Below are 16227 nucleotides of genomic sequence, written 5' to 3'. Positions count from 1 at the left end.
TCAGAAATCCGCATCCCAGTCCACCCGCATCTCCCCGGCCGCCAGATCCACCTGCAGCACGCATTGCTGCGTATAGGGCAGCAGGCGCTCGCGATTATCCAGACTACCGTCGCAGGCCTTGACCACCAGCACGTCGTTGGCGCCGGTTTCCAGCAGATGATCGACCCTGCCAAGCAAGCGACCCGCCTGGTCGACTACCCGCAGGCCTTCGAGCTGATGCCAGTAATAGTCACCCGCTTCCAGCCGGGGCAGCTGAGCGAGAGGGACGAGAATTTCGAAATCCGCCAAGGCACGCGCTTCGTCGCGATCATCGACCCCCCTCAGCTTGGCTACCAACACCCTGCCCTGCAGGCGGCCACGAACCAGCTCTGCCTGCCGCCACTCATCACCGCGCCGGAGCGTCCAGCGATGGTAGTCCAGCAGGTTGTCGATCGGATCGGTGAAGGAATAGACCTTCACTTCCCCACGGACGCCATGCACCGAAGTGATCTTGCCGAGAACGATCAGCTCGTCGGCGGATGCAGGCGTCGTATCCATAGCGAACTTAGGCAGTCGCCTTGGCCGCTTCCTTGAGCAGCTGGGCAACGCGTTCGGACGGCTGGGCGCCCTGGCTCAGCCAGTAGCTGGCACGCTCCTGATCCACGGACAGCTTGACTTCGGCACCCGAGGCAACCGGATTGAAGAAGCCGATGCGCTCGACGAAACGACCGTCGCGGGCGTTGCGGCTGTTAGTCACGGTCAGGTGGTAGAAGGGGCGCTTCTTGGAGCCGCCACGGGCAAGACGGATGGTTACCATGTGAACATCGTTCCTGTAGTCGGTGCTGCAAAACCAGATTGCGCACTGGGCTCATGGCCCGAAAGGCCGCATATTCTAAAGGTTATGCGCCGTTTTGCAAACGGCTTTTCACCAACCATCCTACGAAACGCCCCCTTCAAGCTCCGCTCCCTGGGCCGACCAGACAAGCGGAGCAACCGGGCCGGTCCGCTAGACCTTGGGAAGCCGGCCGCCGGGAACATGCCGCTCATGCCTCGCATCATCTTGGCCATGCCCCCTTGGCGCTGAACTTCTTCATCATCTTCTGCATCTGCTTGTGCTGCTTGATCAGTCGCCCGACATCCTGCACCTGGGTGCCCGAGCCCAGGGCGATGCGACGCTTGCGCGAACCGCTGATCATGTCCGGATCGCGGCGCTCGGCTGGGGTCATGGAGTTGATGATCGCCTCCATTTGCATCAGCTGCTTCTCCGCCACGCCCTGGGCATTGCCCATCTGCGCCAGGTTGATGCCGCCGATGGCCGGCAGCTTGTCCATCAGCCCGCCGAGCCCGCCCATGTTCTTCATTTGCTGCAGCTGGTCGCGAAAGTCTTCCAGATCGAAGCCTTTGCCTTTCTTCAGCTTGCTGGTGAGCTTCTCGGCCTTTTCGCGATCGAGCTTGTGCTCGGCTTCCTCGATCAGACTGAGCACGTCGCCCATGCCGAGGATGCGAGAAGCCATGCGATCCGGATGGAAGGGCTCCAGAGCCTCGCTCTTCTCGCCCATGCCGATGAACTTGATCGGCTTGCCGGTGATGTAACGGACCGACAGGGCCGCGCCGCCGCGCGCATCGCCATCCACCTTGGTCAACACCACGCCGGTCAGCGGCAGGGCGTCACCAAAGGCCTTGGCGGTGTTGGCGGCATCCTGGCCGGTCATCGCATCGACCACGAACAGAGTCTCGACCGGTTTGACGGCCGCATGCAGGAGCCGGATCTCCTCCATCATCTCGGCGTCGACATGCAGACGGCCGGCGGTATCCAGCAGCACCACATCGATGAACTTCAGCCGAGCCTCGCGAATCGCCGCCTGGGCGATATCCACCGGCTTTTGACTGGCATCGGAGGGAAAAAAGGTGACACCGACCTCCCCAGCCAGAGTTTCCAGTTGCTTGATCGCCGCCGGACGGTAGATGTCGGCGGAAACCACCAGAACCGACTTCTTGCGACGCTCCTTGAGGAAACGCGCCAGCTTGCCTACGGTAGTGGTCTTGCCCGCCCCCTGCAGGCCGGCCATCAGTACCACCGCCGGCGGCGCCGCATTCAGCGCCAGATCCTCGTTGGCCGCGCCCATCAGCTCTTCCAGTTCGGCACGGACGATCTTCACGAAGGCCTGCCCCGGGGTCAGGCTTTTCGAGACCTCGGTGCCGACGGCCCGCTCCTTGATCCGATTGACGAACTCCTTGACCACTGGCAACGCGACATCGGCCTCAAGCAAGGCCATGCGCACCTCGCGCAGCGTGTCCTTGATGTTGTCCTCGGTCAGCTTGGCCTTGCCGGTGACATGGCGAAGGGTCTGGGAAAGGCGATCGGTAAGGTTTTCGAACATGCGCGTTCCTTTCAGGCTCTGAAGAGCCCAGGGTGGGCTTGCAGCGGGTCGGCAATTATAAACCAAGGCACCCGGAGCCGACACCGCTGGCGGTCTTTCGTGAGAAGCCCCTTATATGCCACACTCGGGCTTTAGGACCTGCCAGACACGGACTCATGCACCCACTGCTGCCCAGCCTCGCCGCCGCCGGTCTATATGCCTCCGCCACGCTCTACCAGGGCATGCGCCTGGCCAGACGCAGCCTGCCGGACAAACGTCTGCTGCTCCTGCTGGGCATCCTCGCGCTGATCGCTCACAGCCTCAGCCTAGTGCTGCAATTGCTGGGCTCCAATGGACTGACCCTGCACTTCTTCAATGCCTCCAGCCTGATCGCCGCGGCAGTGGTCGCCTTGACCCTGCTCGCCAGCTGCTACATGCCGGTAGAGAACTTACTGCTGCTGTTGCTGCCAGTGAGCGCGCTCACCGTGCTGCTGGCTCAGTTCATGCCAGTCGGTACCTTGCAGGGAATCGACGAGAAACCTGGAATCCTCGCCCATATCCTGCTGTCGATCCTCGCCTACGGCATGCTCACCATCGCCATGTTTCAGTCCCTGCTGCTGCTGTTGCAGGACCACCAACTGAAGCACAAGCACCCCTCCGGCCTGACCCGCAACTTTCCGCCGCTGCAGACCATGGAAAGCCTGCTGTTCAGCTTTCTCTGGGCCGGCTGGGGGCTGCTCTCGCTGTCGTTGGTCTCCGGCTGGTTGTTCCTCGACGACCTGTTCGCCCAGCATCTGGTGCACAAGACCCTCCTCGCCTGCCTGGCCTGGCTGGTCTTTTCCGCCCTGCTGATCGGCCGCCATCGCCTCGGCTGGCGCGGGCACACGGCGATCCGCTGGACCCTGAGCGGCTTCTGCCTGCTCATGCTCGCCTATTTCGGCAGCAAGCTGGTCCGCGAATTCATCGTGCATGTGTAGCGCCCCGCTTCGGAAGTGCATCCGACAGCGAGCGGATAGTCCCCTTGGCATCGGGCAAGGCGGCGAAAACACATGCCCCGCCCTCCTGAACGCGCCATAAAACGCCCATGGAAGATCTGCCCTTCGGTTACCTGATTGGCCTGCTGCTCTTCCTGCTGCTGTGTTCGGCGTTTTTTTCCAGCACCGAGACAAGCCTGATCAGCCTCAACCGGCATCGCCTGCGCCAAAAGGCCAAGAAGGGCCATCGCGCCGCCCGGCGCGCCAGCAAGCTGCTCGAACGTCCTGATCGCCTGCTCGGCACCGTTCTGATCGGCAACACCTTCGTCACCGTCCTGGCCTCCGCCATCGCCACCCTGCTGGCTCTACGGCTGTGGGGCGAGGCCGGCATTGCCATCGCCATCCTCGGCCTGACCCTGGCCCTGTCGGTCGTCGGCACGATCATCCCCAAGGCCCTGGCGGCCATACGCCCGGAACTGCTGGCCTACCCCTTCAGCCTGCCGCTGGCGCAGCTGCAGAAGCTCCTCAACCCGCTCCTGATCCTGCTCGGCTGGATCAGCAAAGGCCTGTCCCGACTAGCCGGCATCATCCCGCATAGCCTTGGTGAAGAGAGCCTGACCAGCGAGGAGCTACGCAACATGGTTCACGAGTCCGGACAGACTCTACCGCTGAACCGGCAGGGCATGCTGCTCGGCATCCTCGACCTGGAGAGAGTCAGCGTCAACGACATCATGATCCCGCGCAACGAAGTCGTCGGGATCGACCTGGACGAAACCTTGGAACAGATCGCCCGGCAGCTGTGCAACACCTCCCACACGCGCCTGCCGGTATTTCGTGGCGACATCAACCAGGTCGAGGGCGTGGTGCACATGCGCCACATCGCCCGCCTGCTCACCGAGAACCGCTTGACCAAGGAAAATCTGTACGCAGTCTGCCAGGAGCCCTACTTCGTTCCGGAAAACACGCCGCTGGCCACCCAACTGATCCACTTCCAGCAGCAGAAGCGGCGCATTGCCATAGTGGTCGACGAATACGGCGACGTGCAGGGCATCGTCACGCTCGAGGACATCCTGGAGGAGATCGTCGGCGAGTTCACCAACCGTGACAGCCTGCCCGCCCCGGACATTCAGCCGCAGGGGGACGGCACCCAGATCATCGATGGTGCCGTCCACATACGCGAGGTGAACAAGGCGCTCGGCTGGCAGTTGCCGAGCGACGGTCCGCGTACCCTCAACGGACTGATCACCGAGGCCCTGCAGAGCATTCCCGATTGCGGGGTCTGCCTGAGCATCGGCCCCTATCGACTGGAGATTCTCGAGACGATGGAGAACCGAGTGAAAAACGTGCGGATCTGGGAGACTGGAACACGCCTCCCGTCGGCGCCGACGGCCGAGTGAACGGCCTGCTCGCGCGCGACTCGGAGCTGCTACAGTTGCACCTCGACCGCTTGCGCGGCGTGCGCTGCCTTCTGTCGTGCAGCCTCGACGGAGACATCGCGTGCCAAAGCCACGCCCATCCGCCGCTGTCCCGCCACCTCCGGTTTGCCGAACAGGCGCAGCGCCGTATCCGGCTCGGCTAGCGCCCCGCCCAGATTGGCGAAACTCACCTCGCGGGACTGCCCCTCGACCAGGATCACCGCCGAGGCGGCCGGCCCGTACTGGCGGATCGTCGGGATCGGCAGGCCGAGAATGGCCCTCGCGTGCAGGGCGAATTCGGAGAGGTCCTGGGAGATCAGCGTCACCAGGCCGGTGTCGTGGGGACGCGGCGAAACCTCGCTGAACCAGACCCGGTCGCCCTTGACGAACAACTCGACGCCGAACAGTCCGCTCCCGCCCAACGCCTCGGTGACCGTCCTAGCGATACGCTCGGACTCGGCCTGCGCCGCGGCCGTCATCGCCTGAGGCTGCCAGGACTCCTGATAGTCGCCCTTCTCCTGACGGTGGCCGATAGGCGCACAGAAGGTGGTTCCGCCCGAATGGCGCACGGTCAGCAGGGTGATTTCGTAGTCGAAGTCGATGAACCCCTCGACGATCACCCGCCCCTTGCCGGCACGCCCGCCCTCCTGGGCATAGTCCCAGGCGGCCTGCAGCTGCTCCGGTCCCTTCAGCAGGCTCTGCCCCTTGCCGGAGGAGCTCATGATCGGCTTGACCACGCAGGGGAAACCGAGCGCCTCTGCCGCCGCGCGGTACTCCTCGAAGCTGTCGGCGAACCGGTAGGGCGACGTCGGCAGTCCCAGCTCCTCTGCCGCCAGACGGCGAATGCCCTCGCGGTTCATGGTCAGGTGGGCCGCGCGCGCGCTGGGAATCACCGTGAAGCCTTCGCTCTCCAGCTCGACCAGGGTCGTGGTGGCGATGGCCTCGATTTCCGGCACGATGTAGTGCGGCCGCTCCTGCTCGATCACCGCGCGCAAGGCCGCGCCGTCGAGCATGTTGATCACATGGCTGCGGTGAGCGACCTGCATGGCCGGCGCATTGGCATAGCGATCCACGGCGATCACCTCCACACCGAAGCGCTGCAATTCGATAACCACTTCCTTGCCTAGTTCGCCTGAGCCACAAAGCAATACACGGGTCGCACTCGGCGACAGCGGAGTTCCAATACGGGACATGAGGTTTCCTTCACATGAGGGGGGCCTGTCCGCACAGCGGACAGAGGCAACCTAGGAGAGCAGGCCCTTGGCGCGGGCCCGTTCGGCACACAATGCCAGTATCTGACGGCGCTCGAAATTGTCCAATCGTCGCCAGCGCCTGATTTCGTCCACCGTACGCAGGCAGGCAAGACAGACGTCGTTGTCGTCCAGCGCGCACAACTGCACGCAGGGCGAAGGGACGGGGCGTTCGTCGTTCATCACTCTTCCAGCGCGACACCCCGGCCGTCTCCGCGCATCGGACACGCGGAGACCGGGCTGCCATCGTCTCGTAATCAGCTCAGCTCGACGAAACTCGCCGGCTGATGCCCGATCTCGATACCTGCATCGAACAGCAGGTTCACCAGCTCGACCACCATCATCGCCGTCAACCCCCAGATCTTGTACGGGCCGTAGCGGTAGCAGGGCACATAGTAACTGCGCCCCTCATGATCGATGCGGTGGGTCGTTTCCCGCGGGTCGTCGCAGAAGAAAACCAGAGGCACCGAGAAAACTGCGGCGATTTCGCCGTCGTTGGGCCGATATTCGACATAGTCGGGCACCAACGCCACGTATGGCGTCACCTGGATGCCGTGACGCGACACCAGTTGACTGAGCGGCCCCACCACCTCGACCAGCCCCGGCGGCAGCCCAATCTCCTCCTCCGCCTCGCGCAGGGCGGTGCAGGCCAGGTCGGAATCCTCCGGATCGCGGCGCCCGCCGGGAAAGGCCACCTCGCCGCCGTGGGTGGACAAACCACTGGCGCGCAGGGTCAGCACCAGTTCGGGCTCGTCACTGCGGGTGATCGGCATCAGCACCGCCGCCTCGGGAAAGCGACCATCGGCATTCAGGCGCCGGGGCGAATAGTTTCGCACGCGTCGGAGTAGATCTTCCTGCATCGTCATTCTCTATCTTTACTCCATGAACGCATCATGACACGAACCGCACAGCCCGCCCAAGCCCCGCCCCGCCCCGCCTGCGCCATCGCGGCGGCCGGCCGGTAACGACGCTCAGGAAAGCCCATGAAATTCTGCAGCCAATGCGGCAACCCGCTGAACTGGCAGACACCCAGCGGCGATCATCGTCCGCGCTTCGTCTGCCCCGCCTGCCGCACCGTGCATTACCAGAATCCCAAGATAGTCGCTGGCTGCCTGCCGCTCTGGCGCGAGCAGGTCCTGCTGTGCCGGCGTGCCATCGAGCCACGCCATGGCTTCTGGACGCTGCCCGGCGGGTTCATGGAGAATGACGAAACCATGCAGCAGGCGGCGGCCCGGGAAACCCTGGAGGAGGCCTGTGCGCGCGTCGAGGGGCTCGAGCTGTATACCCTCTTCGATCTACCGCACATCCAGCAGGTGCATGTATTCTTCCGCGCCCGCCTGGTCGACGCGAACTTTGCCGCCGGCGCGGAAAGCCTTGAGGTACGACTGTTCCACGAGACCGAGATCCCCTGGCCGGAGCTGGCTTTTCCGACGGTCGGTCATACCCTAGAATATTTTTTCAAGGACCGGGTTCGGCAGCTCTACCCGGTGCGCAACGAACCGCTTGCGCCCTTGCACACACTCTTGACGAATCCACGGAACAATCCTGATCGCAGATAGGGAACCTTCGATGCGCCGGTTGCTTGCATTCCTTTGCCTGTCTTTTGCCACTCTCTCGCAAGCCAGCGTACCCATTGCCGGCGATGAGCGAATCGTCGACAAGGTGCTGGTGGTGAAATCCGAACGCAAGCTGCAGCTGCTCAGCAAAGGGCAGCCCCTCAAGTCCTACAAGGTCTCCCTGGGCAAGCAGCCCAGAGGCCCCAAGCTGCGCGAAGGCGACCAGCGCACCCCGGAAGGCCTCTACTGGCTCGACTGGCGCAAGACCAGCGACAAGTTCAATCTGTCCATGCACATTTCCTATCCCAACGTCCGCGACCAGGCGCGCGCCCGTGCCGAGGGCGTGCCACCCGGCAGCATGATCATGCTGCATGGCACCCCCCTGGACGAGCACTACCCCGAGTGGTATTTCCACGGACTCGACTGGACCGAAGGCTGCATCGCCATGCGCAACGACGACATGCGCGAAGTCTGGAGCTTGGTCAGGGACGGCACCCTGATCGAAATCCGCCCCTGAGCCCGAAAGACAAAGCCCCGACTCGCCGCTGGCGAGCCGGGGCCTGCGTGCAGCCTGAACAGGGTCAGAACTGCATGTCGGACAGCCGCCAGACCTCGAAGGCCGGCGTTTCGTAGGGATGAGTCTTTTTCAGCGCCTTGACGGCGTCATGAATCCATTCGTCGGCAACCACCATCTCCACCTTCCACTCGGCCACCTGCTCCAGCTTGCCGGTCTGCCCCTGATAGGGCCGGCTACCCTCGAGCGGGCGATACTGCCCCTGCCCCAGGACTTGCCAACAGCAACTGTCGTAAGCGCCGATACGCCCGCCTCCGGCAGCAAACACGGCATCCTTGACCGTTTCCACATGACTCTCCGGTACGTAAAAGCACAGCTTGTACATCGGAATCCCCCCTAAGGCGAGACAGGCCGGAGCTCACAGCACCCGACCGCCCCCCGGTGATGAAGGGCGCGTCCGGAACAGCTCCGGCGCCTCCCGGAAAACAGCACCGCCCGGTCAGTCCACCCAGACCCTGGCGTTGCGGAACATCCGCAACCAGCCTGCATCCTCCTGCCAGGCCTCCGGATGCCAGGAATTCTGCACGGCACGGAACACCCGTTCCGGGTGCGGCATCATGATGGTGACGCGGCCGTCGCGGCTGGACAGTCCGGTGATCCCCCGCGGCGAGCCGTTGGGGTTGGCCGGATAGCGCTCGGTGACCTTGCCGAGATTGTCGATGAAACGCAGCGCCACGCAGCCGGACAAATCGGCCTCGAGCAAGGCCTCCTCGCTCTCGAACTCGGCGTGTCCCTCGCCATGGGCGATGGCGATCGGCAGACGCGACCCCGCCATGCCCTGCAGGAAGATCGAGGCCGACTCCTGCACCTGCACCATGGCCACCCGCGCCTCGAACTGCTCCGAGCGGTTGCGCACGAAGTGCGGCCAGAACTCGGTGCCGGGAATCAGCTCGTGCAGGTTGGACATCATCTGGCAGCCGTTGCACACGCCGAGGGCGAAGCTGTCCTTGCGCTCGAAGAAGGCCTGGAAGGCATCGCGGGCGCGGGCGTTGAACAGGATCGACTTGGCCCAGCCCTCACCGGCGCCGAGCACGTCGCCGTAGGAGAAGCCGCCGCAGGCCGCCAGCCCCTTGAATTCGGCGAGATCGACACGCCCGGCGAGAATGTCGCTCATGTGCACGTCGATCGCGGCGAAACCGGCGCGATCGAAGGCCGCCGCCATCTCCACCTGGCCGTTGACCCCCTGCTCGCGGAGGATCGCCACCTGCGGGCGAACGCTCCGCTTGATGTAGGGCGCGGCGATGTCCTGCTCGACGTCGAAGGAGAGCTTCACCGACAGCCCGGGGTTGTCCTCCTCGAGAATGAGGTCGAACTCCTGATCGGCGCAGTCGGCGTTGTCGCGCAGGCGCTGGATCCGGTAGCTGGTCTCGCTCCACTGGCGCTGCAGCACGCGGCGCTCGGCGGCGAACACCGTCTCGCCATTGAAGCTGATGGTCACGTCGGTACCGCTGAGCGGTCGGCCGATCACCACCACGCAGTCGCCGAGGCCGGCCGCGTTGAACTGGGCCAGCACTTCCGGCGTGGCATCCTGGCGCACCTGGATCACCGCCCCCAGCTCCTCGCTGAACAGCGTGCCGGCCACGCCGGCGTGATCATCGGCCAGGCCATCGAGATAAAGGCTCAGACCGCAGTGGCCGGCGAAGGCCATCTCCAGCACGGTGGCGAGCAGACCGCCGTCGGAGCGGTCGTGGTAAGCCAGCAGATGGCCGTCGGCATTCAGCCCCTGGACCACCGCGAAGAAAGCCTTGAGATCCTCGGCGTCGTCGACGTCCGGCACCTCGCGGCCGAGCCTGCCGTACACCTGGGCGAGGATGGAGCCGCCCAGACGGTTGCGGCCGCGCCCCAGGTCGATCAGGATCAGGTCGGTCTCGCCCTTGTCGAGGCGCAGCTGCGGGGTCAGGGTGCAGCGCACGTCCTGCACCGGGGCGAAGCCGGAGACGATCAGCGACAGCGGCGCGGTGACGCTCTTGTCCTCGCCCACCTCCTGCCAGCGGGTCTTCATCGACATGGAGTCCTTGCCCACCGGAATGGTGAGACCGAGCGCCGGGCACAGCTCCATGCCGACCGCCCTCACGGTGTCGTACAGGCGCGCGTCTTCGCCCGGGTGGCCGGCAGCGGCCATCCAGTTGGCCGACAGCTTGATGTCGGAGATTTTCTCGATGCGCGCGGCAGCCAGGTTGGTGAGGGTCTCGCCGATGGCCATGCGTCCGGAGGCCGGGGCATCCAGCAGGGCCAGCGGGGTACGCTCGCCCAGCGCCATGGCCTCGCCGGTGTAAACGTCGAAGCTGGTGGCGGTCACCGCGCAGTCGGCCACCGGCACCTGCCAGGGGCCGACCATCTGGTCGCGGGCCACCAGGCCGGTGATCGAACGGTCGCCGATGGTGATCAGGAAGCTCTTGCTGGCCACCGCCGGGTGACGCAGTACGCGGCTGACGGCCTCGCCGATACCCAGTGCGGCGGCGGCGAAGTCATCGCCCTGCCCGGCCTCGCGGCTGACGCTGCGGTGCATGCGCGGCGGCTTGCCGAGCAGCACATCGAGCGGCATGTCCACGGCATCGTTGGCGAAATGGCTGTCGCCCACCGTCAAGCGGCGCTCCTCGGTGGCCTCGCCGACCACCGCAAAGGGGCAGCGCTCGCGCTCGCAGATGGCCTTGAAGCGTTCGAAGTCGACCGCGTCCACGGATAGCACGTAGCGCTCCTGGGACTCGTTGCACCAGATTTCCAGCGGGCTCATGCCCGGCTCGGCGTTGGGCACGTTGCGCAGTTCGAAGCGACCGCCGCGGCCGCCGTCGTTGACCAGCTCGGGAAGGCGTTGGACAGGCCGCCGGCGCCGACGTCGTGGATGAACTTGATCGGGTTGGCCTCGCCCAGCTGCCAGCAGCGGTCGATGACCTCCTGGCAGCGACGCTCCATCTCCGGGTTGTCGCGCTGCACCGAGGCGAAGTCCAAGTCCGCCGAGCTGGCGCCGGTGGCCATCGAGGAAGCCGCGCCGCCGCCCAGGCCGATCAGCATGGCCGGGCCGCCGAGCACGATCAGCTTGGCGCCGACCGAAATCTCGCCCTTCTGCACGTGCTCGGCGCGGATGTTGCCCATGCCGCCGGCGAGCATGATCGGCTTGTGGTAGCCGCGCACCTCCTCGCCACGCGGAGAACCGACCTTCTGCTCGAAGGTACGGAAGTAGCCGGTCAGCGCCGGGCGGCCGAATTCGTTGTTGAAGGCGGCGCCGCCCAGCGGGCCCTCGATCATAATGTCCAGGGCGCTGACGATGCGCTCGGGTTTGCCGTACGGCTGCTCCCAGGGCTGCTCGAAGCCGGGGATGTTCAGGTTGGAGACGCTGAAGCCGGTCAGACCGGCCTTGGGCTTGGCGCCGCGGCCGGTAGCGCCCTCGTCGCGGATCTCGCCGCCGGAGCCGGTGGAGGCGCCCGGGAAAGGCGCGATGGCGGTCGGGTGGTTGTGCGTCTCCACCTTCATCAGGATGTGTACCGGCTCCTGGCTGGCACCGTACTGACGGGTTTCCGGGTCGGGGAAATAGCGCCCTGCGGTGAAGCCCACGATCACCGAGGCGTTGTCCTTGTAGGCGCTCAACACGCCCTCACGGTGCAGCTCGTAGGTGTTCTTGATCATGCCGAACAGGGACTTTTCCTGCGCCTGCCCGTCGATGTCCCAACTGGCGTTGAAGATCTTGTGCCGGCAGTGCTCGGAATTGGCCTGGGCGAACATCATCAGCTCGACGTCGTGGGGATTGCGCCCCAACTCGGTGAAGCTCTTGACCAGGTAGTCGATCTCGTCCTCGGCCAGGGCCAGGCCCAGTTCCAGGTTGGCCTTCTCCAGGGCCGCCCGCCCGCCACCGAGCACGTCGACCACGCTCAGCGGCTTGGGCTGCGCATGGCTGAACAGACCGGCCGCCTGCTCGAGGCTGTCCAGCACCAGCTGGGTCATGCGGTCGTGCAGCGCCGCGGCGACGGTCTGCGCGTCGCTCTCGGACAGCGTGCCGGCGACGTAGTAGGCGATGCCGCGCTCGAGGCGCTCGATCTTGGCCAGGCCGCAGTTGCGGGCGATGTCGGTGGCCTTGCTCGACCAGGGCGAGATGGTGCCGAAGCGCGGCAAGACCAGGAACAGCCGGCCGACGGGCTCCTGCACCGGCACGCTGGGGCCGTACTCGAGCAGGCGGGCCAGCACCTTCTCCTCGTCGCCGGAAAGGGCGGCGGTCACTTCGGCGAAATGGGCGAACTCGGCATACAGCCCGCTGACGGCGGGGACCTTCTGGGTCAACTGATCGAGCAGCTTGCCGTGACGGAAAGTGGAAAGGGCGGGAGCGCCGCGCAGGATCAACATCGTCGGAACAGCCTCGGAGGGGAGCTTGGAAGCCGCTCATTCTACTCCATGGAGACGCCGGACGCTAAGGACGCCAGGCCGGCAGAGCCGCGGCCGCCAGCCCGCCGACGGCCGCGCCACTCGCCTGTCGAATTGCGTATACTACGGCCATGACCGACCGAACCGCGCTCCGCGGGCGCCGCGCCCAACGCCGGCTGTTGCCGACCTTACTTTTCCTGATGCTCATGGGTTGCAGCGAGTCTCCCCGGCCGTCGACCCTTCAGCGCGTACAGGAGGAAGGTGTGCTGCGGGTCGTCACCCGCAACAGTCCGGCCACCTATTTCCAGGACCGCAACGGCGAAACCGGCTTCGAATACGAACTGGTCAAGCGCTTCGCCGACGATCTCGGCGTCGGCCTGCAGATCGAGACCGCGGACAACATCGACGCCATCTTCGTCCTGCTCAACCAGCCCAACGGGCCCGAACTGGCCACCCCCGGACTGATCCCCAGCCAGGCGCACAGCCGCCTGGCGCTGTTCTCCCGCCCCTACATGGACGTCACCCCGCAGGTCGTCTACCGCAACGGCCAGCGCCGCCCCACCCGGCCGCAGGACCTGGTCGGCAAGCGCATCCTGGTCCTCAAGGGCAGCAGCCATGCCGATCAACTGGCGGAGATCAAGCGGCAACTGCCGGAGCTGAAATACGAGGAAACCGCCGAACTGGAGATCGCCGACCTGCTGCACATGGTCGACGAGGGCCAGATCGACCTGACCCTGGTCGACTCCAACGAACTGGCGATGAACCAGGTGTATTTCCCCAACGTGCGCGTGGCTTTCGACCTGGGCGACGCCCGCACGCTGAGCTGGGCGGTGGCTCCCGGCAACGATCGCAGCCTGCTGGAGAAGGTCGACGCCTTCCTCGCCCAGGCCCAGAAGAAGGGCATCCTGCAGCAGCTGAAGGAACGCTACTACGGGCATGTCGAGGTGCTCGGCTATGTCGGCGCCTACACCTTCGCCCAGCACCTGCAGCAGCGCCTGCCGCGTTACGAACAGCATTTCCACGAAGCGGCGAAGAAACAGGGAATCGACTGGCGCCTGCTGGCCGCCATCGGCTACCAGGAATCCCAGTGGCAGCCCAGCGCCACCTCCAAGACCGGCGTCCGCGGCCTGATGATGCTCACCCAGCGGACCGCCGAAGCGATGGGCGTGGCCAACCGCCTGGATCCCAGGCAGAGCATCCACGGCGGCGCCAAATACTTCATCCATGTCCATCAGAGCCTGCCGGAGAGCATCCAGGAGCCCGACCGCAGCTGGTTCGCCCTGGCCGCCTACAACGTCGGCAGCGGCCACCTGGACGACGCCCGCAAGCTGGCCAAGGCCGCGGGCCTGAACCCGGACAAGTGGCTGGACGTGAAGAAGATGCTGCCGCGCCTGGCGGAGAAGAAGTGGTACAGCAAGACCCGCTACGGCTACGCCCGCGGCGGCGAGCCGGTGCACTTCGTCGCCAACATCCGCCGCTACTACGACATCCTCACCTGGGTGACCCAGCCGCAGATGGAGGGCTCGCGCATCGCCGAAAGCGGCTTGCACGTGCCCGGCCTGCCGAAGGGCGAGCCGCCGGCCGAGAAGCCGAAGCTGTAGAACCCGCCCTCAACCGCGCCGCGCCTTGAAGAAGGCCGTGAGCATCGCCCCGCACTCCTCCGCCAGCAGCCCCCCTTCGACCAGCACCCGATGGTTGAGAAACGCCTGGGCGAAGAAGCTCCCGCGACTGACCGCCACCCCGGCGCGCGGCTCGCTGGCGCCGAATACCACCCGGGTGACACGCGCATGGACGATCAGCCCGGCACACATGCTGCAGGGCTCGAGCGTCACGTACAGGGTGCTGCCGGGCAGCCGGTAGTTGTCCAGCGCGGCAGCGGCGGCGCGGATCGCCACCATCTCGGCATGGGCGCTGGGATCCCGGCGGGAGATCGGGCAATTGAAGCCGCGCCCGACGATCTCGCCCTCCTGCACCAGCACGGCGCCCACCGGCACCTCGCCCAGGCCGGCCCCTTCGGCGGCGAGGAGCAGCGCCTCGCGCATGAAACGCTCGTCCTGACTACGGTCGATGATCTGCGGATTCTTCATAAATAGGCACAAGTCGGAATCGAAGAAAGGGTTGCCGCCCTATGCCACCCGGATCGCCGCCATCAGCCCCGTCTCCATGTGGTCGATGACGTGACAGTGGAACATCCACACCCCGGGATTGTCCGCCACCAGGGCGACCCGGGCGGTTTCGTTGCGCCCCAGCAGATAGGTGTCGGTGAAATACGGGATGATCTTCCGGCGGTTGGAATCCAGCACCTTGAAAGCCATCCCGTGCAGATGGATGGGATGCTGGTACTGGCTGACGTTGCGCAACTCGAAGACGTAGCTGCGGCCGTGCTGCAAGGTGGCGATCGGCCGTTCGGCGCAGCTGCGATCCTTGATGTCCCAGGCCTGGCCGTTGATCTGCCAGAACTTGAAGGCCCCGCCCTGCTCCGTGTCCGCCGATAGGGCGCCGGCCCATTCGAAGTTGAAGCGCAGGCTCTCCGCCCCGTCCAGCTCGGGCTCGGGGACGGGATTGGTCGGCAGCGCGGCCGGCCAGTCGCCGGGCGTCTCGTCGCTGGCCACGCTTTTCAGGGCCGCCAGGCGCAACGGACCATTGCGCACCGGCAGCTCCATCCCGGCCGCCGGCACCCGGAGACCCAGCTCGATGCGCATGCCCGGCCCCAGCCAGTACTCCTCGCCCAGCGGACGCGGCACGACGGGGTGACCGTCCAGCGCGTAGATGCGCGCTTCGGCGCCCGGCAGGTTGAGGCGATAGGTGTGGGTATTGTCGAGGTTGAGAATGCGCAGGCGCACGACCTGTCCGGCGGGCAGCTCCAGGGTCGGCAGCGCCTTGCCGTTGACCGTGGTCAGCCGCCCCGGCGTGCCGCCGCGGGCCGCCTCGCGCGGCACGCTGAATGCGCCGAAAACGCCCTGCCCGTCCACATGCCAGCTTTTCAGGCTCAGCGTACGCTCATGCCGGAACCCCGTCGGCTCGCGCTCCTCGACGATCAGCGGACCGACCAGCCCGCGGCCGAGCTGCTCGCCGCTGGCGGTATGCGGGTGATACCAGAAACTGCCGGCATCCAGCACCCGGAAGCGATAATCGAAGTACTCGCCCGGCTGCACCGGCAGTTGCGACACGTAGGGCACGCCATCCATCTCCAGCGGCAGACGGATGCCATGCCAGTGGATGGTGGTCGGCTCGGGCAGGCGATTGACGAAGCGCACCCGCAGCCAGTCGCCCTGCCGTGCGCGCAGCTCCAGCCCGGGAGCCTGGCCGCCGTAGGCCCAGGCGGAGGTCCTGTATCCCGGCACCAGCTCCACATCCAGCGGCGCGGCGATCAACTCGTAATCGTGGGTTTTCGCCTCGTCCGGCCGGCCCAGCCAGTAGCGCACACCGCCGGCGCCCAGGCCGAGCACGGAAACGCCGGCAAGGCCGGCGAGCATCTGTCTGCGGGTAAAGCTCATGAAGTCAGTCTCCTGCCCGGCAAGGCACGGCCAGTATCGGGCGGTCGATCGTGGGCGCGGTATTCGGCAGTGGATTATGGATGAAACAGTTTCTCATTATCCCGCAAGATCAGCCATCGCCGCATCGACTGGCAGGACGCGACAAGCATTCAAGCGGTCATAGGCCTGGCTCGGCTGGCCTATACGACTGGTAGATGGCGGCAAAAGGGCGTCTGCCCGCCCCAGAAACGAAAAACCCCATGGCCGTCGCGGCCATGGGGTTTCCGGGG

The 16227-nt window shown here is 65.6% G+C and carries 13 protein-coding genes and 2 pseudogenes; 5 read left to right on the top strand and 10 right to left on the bottom strand.

All coding sequences use genetic code 11. The features are described 5' to 3' along the window. From rimM to ffh, 3 genes and pseudogenes are all read right to left on the bottom strand, one after another. Positions 1-537, bottom strand: coding sequence for a ribosome maturation factor RimM (gene rimM / locus Atro_RS18670; RefSeq protein WP_497924666.1), 537 nt, complete (start codon positions 535-537; stop codon positions 1-3). A 7-nt stretch (positions 538-544) separates the two neighbouring features. Then, on the bottom strand, positions 545-796 hold the full coding sequence (rpsP, locus tag Atro_RS18665) for a 30S ribosomal protein S16 (protein ID WP_497924665.1): 252 nt from the start codon (positions 794-796) through the stop codon (positions 545-547). 194 nt (positions 797-990) lie between these two features. Beyond that, positions 991-2360 (bottom strand): annotated as a pseudogene (gene ffh, locus Atro_RS18660) (signal recognition particle protein); the annotation flags it as partial. A 155-nt stretch (positions 2361-2515) separates the two neighbouring features. Here ffh and Atro_RS18655 point away from each other — a divergent pair. Both Atro_RS18655 and Atro_RS18650 read left to right on the top strand, forming a co-directional pair. After that, positions 2516-3316 carry a cytochrome C assembly family protein gene (locus Atro_RS18655; protein ID WP_497924663.1) on the top strand — a complete coding sequence of 267 codons (801 nt, stop codon included), beginning with the start codon at positions 2516-2518 and terminating at the stop codon, positions 3314-3316. Positions 3317-3423: 107 nt separating this feature from the next. Beyond that, positions 3424-4710 carry an HlyC/CorC family transporter gene (locus Atro_RS18650; RefSeq protein ID WP_497924659.1) on the top strand — a complete coding sequence of 429 codons (1287 nt, stop codon included), beginning with the start codon at positions 3424-3426 and terminating at the stop codon, positions 4708-4710. Positions 4711-4739: 29 nt separating this feature from the next. Here the strand turns inward: Atro_RS18650 and purT are convergent, their stop codons facing one another. The 3 genes from purT to Atro_RS18635 all read right to left on the bottom strand — a co-directional run bounded on the left by purT (position 4740) and on the right by Atro_RS18635 (position 6838). Then, positions 4740-5921 (bottom strand): formate-dependent phosphoribosylglycinamide formyltransferase, encoded by a 1182-nt coding sequence (gene purT / locus Atro_RS18645; protein WP_497924657.1) that lies wholly within the window; start codon positions 5919-5921, stop codon positions 4740-4742. 51 nt (positions 5922-5972) lie between these two features. Next, a complete protein-coding gene (locus tag Atro_RS18640; RefSeq protein WP_497924655.1) occupies positions 5973-6161 on the bottom strand; it encodes a DUF1289 domain-containing protein in 189 nt (62 codons plus the stop codon). Positions 6162-6235: 74 nt separating this feature from the next. Next, the gene (locus Atro_RS18635) at positions 6236-6838 is read right to left on the bottom strand and encodes a CoA pyrophosphatase (RefSeq protein WP_497924654.1); all 603 of its coding nucleotides are present in this window, start codon (positions 6836-6838) and stop codon (positions 6236-6238) included. A 123-nt stretch (positions 6839-6961) separates the two neighbouring features. Here Atro_RS18635 and Atro_RS18630 point away from each other — a divergent pair, with 123 nt between their 5' ends. Together Atro_RS18630 and Atro_RS18625 are read left to right on the top strand one after the other, a co-directional pair. Beyond that, complete coding sequence (locus Atro_RS18630; RefSeq protein ID WP_497924652.1) at positions 6962-7537, top strand: NUDIX hydrolase; 576 nt, start codon at positions 6962-6964, stop codon at positions 7535-7537. Between the two features lie 10 nt (positions 7538-7547). Continuing rightward, complete coding sequence (locus tag Atro_RS18625; protein ID WP_497924650.1) at positions 7548-8051, top strand: L,D-transpeptidase family protein; 504 nt, start codon at positions 7548-7550, stop codon at positions 8049-8051. 64 nt (positions 8052-8115) lie between these two features. On the opposite strand, the gene Atro_RS18620 is transcribed toward Atro_RS18625, so the two are convergent. Continuing rightward, positions 8116-8433 carry an NGG1p interacting factor NIF3 gene (locus Atro_RS18620; RefSeq protein WP_497924648.1) on the bottom strand — a complete coding sequence of 106 codons (318 nt, stop codon included), beginning with the start codon at positions 8431-8433 and terminating at the stop codon, positions 8116-8118. Positions 8434-8547: 114 nt separating this feature from the next. Then, a pseudogene (gene purL / locus Atro_RS18615) lies at positions 8548-12443 on the bottom strand (phosphoribosylformylglycinamidine synthase). Between the two features lie 149 nt (positions 12444-12592). Between purL and mltF the strand changes: the two are divergent. Continuing rightward, positions 12593-14062 carry a membrane-bound lytic murein transglycosylase MltF gene (mltF, locus tag Atro_RS18610; protein ID WP_497924645.1) on the top strand — a complete coding sequence of 490 codons (1470 nt, stop codon included), beginning with the start codon at positions 12593-12595 and terminating at the stop codon, positions 14060-14062. A 9-nt stretch (positions 14063-14071) separates the two neighbouring features. On the opposite strand, the gene tadA is transcribed toward mltF, so the two are convergent. Together tadA and Atro_RS18600 are read right to left on the bottom strand one after the other, a co-directional pair. Beyond that, a complete protein-coding gene (tadA, locus tag Atro_RS18605) occupies positions 14072-14548 on the bottom strand; it encodes a tRNA adenosine(34) deaminase TadA (protein WP_497924644.1) in 477 nt (158 codons plus the stop codon). A 39-nt stretch (positions 14549-14587) separates the two neighbouring features. Then, the gene (locus Atro_RS18600; protein ID WP_497924643.1) at positions 14588-15958 is read right to left on the bottom strand and encodes a multicopper oxidase family protein; all 1371 of its coding nucleotides are present in this window, start codon (positions 15956-15958) and stop codon (positions 14588-14590) included. Positions 15959-16227: the final 269 nt, after the last annotated feature.

This window comes from Azotobacter tropicalis (assembly GCF_059739045.1).
This window is presented reverse-complemented; position numbering and strand designations above follow the sequence as displayed.

Bases quoted from the DNA above. Each gene is read 5' to 3' on its own strand.
- rimM (WP_497924666.1), bottom strand. From the start codon at position 537: ATGGATACGACGCCTGCATCCGCCGACGAGCTGATCGTTCTCGGCAAG.
- rpsP (WP_497924665.1), bottom strand. From the start codon at position 796: ATGGTAACCATCCGTCTTGCCCGTGGCGGCTCCAAGAAGCGCCCCTTC.
- Atro_RS18655 (WP_497924663.1), top strand. From the start codon at position 2,516: ATGCACCCACTGCTGCCCAGCCTCGCCGCCGCCGGTCTATATGCCTCC.
- Atro_RS18650 (WP_497924659.1), top strand. From the start codon at position 3,424: ATGGAAGATCTGCCCTTCGGTTACCTGATTGGCCTGCTGCTCTTCCTG.
- purT (WP_497924657.1), bottom strand. From the start codon at position 5,921: ATGTCCCGTATTGGAACTCCGCTGTCGCCGAGTGCGACCCGTGTATTG.
- Atro_RS18640 (WP_497924655.1), bottom strand. From the start codon at position 6,161: ATGAACGACGAACGCCCCGTCCCTTCGCCCTGCGTGCAGTTGTGCGCG.
- Atro_RS18635 (WP_497924654.1), bottom strand. From the start codon at position 6,838: ATGCAGGAAGATCTACTCCGACGCGTGCGAAACTATTCGCCCCGGCGC.
- Atro_RS18630 (WP_497924652.1), top strand. From the start codon at position 6,962: ATGAAATTCTGCAGCCAATGCGGCAACCCGCTGAACTGGCAGACACCC.
- Atro_RS18625 (WP_497924650.1), top strand. From the start codon at position 7,548: ATGCGCCGGTTGCTTGCATTCCTTTGCCTGTCTTTTGCCACTCTCTCG.
- Atro_RS18620 (WP_497924648.1), bottom strand. From the start codon at position 8,433: ATGTACAAGCTGTGCTTTTACGTACCGGAGAGTCATGTGGAAACGGTC.
- mltF (WP_497924645.1), top strand. From the start codon at position 12,593: ATGACCGACCGAACCGCGCTCCGCGGGCGCCGCGCCCAACGCCGGCTG.
- tadA (WP_497924644.1), bottom strand. From the start codon at position 14,548: ATGAAGAATCCGCAGATCATCGACCGTAGTCAGGACGAGCGTTTCATG.
- Atro_RS18600 (WP_497924643.1), bottom strand. From the start codon at position 15,958: ATGAGCTTTACCCGCAGACAGATGCTCGCCGGCCTTGCCGGCGTTTCC.